Annotated in this window: 2 protein-coding genes; one reads left to right on the forward strand and one right to left on the reverse strand. The window is 63.9% G+C overall.

Annotated elements, in window-relative coordinates:
• The coding region (locus tag ACWDTP_RS38365; protein ID WP_450028430.1) for a hypothetical protein at positions 1–208 on the reverse strand (208 nt) is incomplete at its 3' end.
• 115 nt (positions 209–323) lie between these two features.
• Here ACWDTP_RS38365 and ACWDTP_RS38370 point away from each other — a divergent pair.
• A partial coding sequence (locus tag ACWDTP_RS38370) for an IS256 family transposase (protein WP_450028431.1) occupies positions 324–1,564 on the forward strand: 1,241 nt, incomplete at its 3' end.

Raw genomic sequence — 1,564 nt, forward strand, 5'->3', positions numbered from 1 at the left:
GGTCAGAGTCCACCGGTCCCGGCACATGCCCACCGCGGAATGGTCGGGCCTCAAACGCCTCGATCTTGGCTTGTGCGCGAGCCCGATGCACCCCCAGATTCTCTTCGAGTACCTCAACGCGGATTTCAGCAGGCAAACGCCCGGTCGACACCGCACGACCCTGCTGCTGGCGGGCGCGATACCGCTCCAACAGCGCCTGGCGCGCCATGTCCTGTCGTTGCTGCTTTTTCTGTTCGCGCTGCGCGCGGCGGGCCGCGGCCGCCTGCGAGGGTGTCAGATGGTTTGTGTGAGGGCTGTGCTCCCGACTGAAAGCCGAGACACTGATGACCGTGGTGGATAAGAAGCTTGACCGTGAACAACGTCGACGTGCGCAGCGTGCGGGTGTGGAGGCGCTTGAGTCCTCGGGTGCCCTCGATGAGCTCTACTCGATGATCGATGCCGGTGAGGTTCAACTCGAGGGCAAGGACGGGCTCATCCAGCAGCTGATCAAAGCGGGCCTGGAACGCGGCCTGCAGGCCGAACTGAGTGATCATCTCGGATACGACAAGGGCGATCCCGAGGCCGCACTGTTCTCGAACTCACGCAATGGCTCATCTGCGAAAACCGTGGCGACCAGCGTCGGAGACGTCGAATTGGCGATACCGCGAGATCGCGACGGCTCGTTCACCCCCACGCTGGTGCCCAAAGGGTCACGGCGCGTCGGTGGGCTCGATGACATGATCGTTTCGCTGTATGCCGGCGGGATGACCGTGCGCGACATCGAGCATCACCTGGCCTCCACGATCGGCACCGACATCAGCCGCGAGACGATCTCCAAGATCACCGACGAGGTCCTCGATGAGGTCCTGGCCTGGCAGCGGCGCCCGCTCGAATCGTTCTACCCGGTGATCTACCTGGATGCGATCGTGGTCAAGGTCCGCGACGGTGCCCACGTGCGTAACAAGGCCGCCCACATCGCCGTCGGCGTGGACATCGAAGGCGTCAAACACGTTCTGGGGATCTGGATTCAGGCCACCGAAGGCGCGAAGTTCTGGGCCGGGGTATGCGCGGAGCTGGCCAATCGCGGTGTCGCTGACGTGTTGATCGTATGCTGCGACGGCTTGACCGGGTTCCCCGAGGCGATCGAGGCGACCTGGCCGGATTCGCTGGTGCAGACCTGCGTAGTGCACTTGATCCGAGCCGCGATGCGTTTCGTGTCCTACGGGCAGCGCAAGGCCGTCGCCGCGGCACTCAAGACGGTGTATCAAGCCAGCGACGCCGAGGCGGCCAGGGCGGCGCTGGACGCGTTCGCGGCCTCCGAGGTCGGTCGGGCCAACCCGAACACGGTCCGTGTCTTCGAGGACGCCTGGGAGCGGTTCATCCCGTTTCTGGCGTTCCCGCCGATGCTGCGCCGGGTCATCTACACCACCAACGCGATCGAATCGCTGAACTATCAACTACGCAAGATCATCAAAAACCGCGGTCATTTCCCCAACGATGCCGCGGTGGTGAAGCTGCTCTGGTTGGCGATCTGCAACATCGAGGACAAAAGGGCCCGTGACCGCGCCAAGGAACGCGGCCTCAG

The sequence above is a fragment of the Mycobacterium sp. NPDC003449 genome (assembly GCF_053588415.1).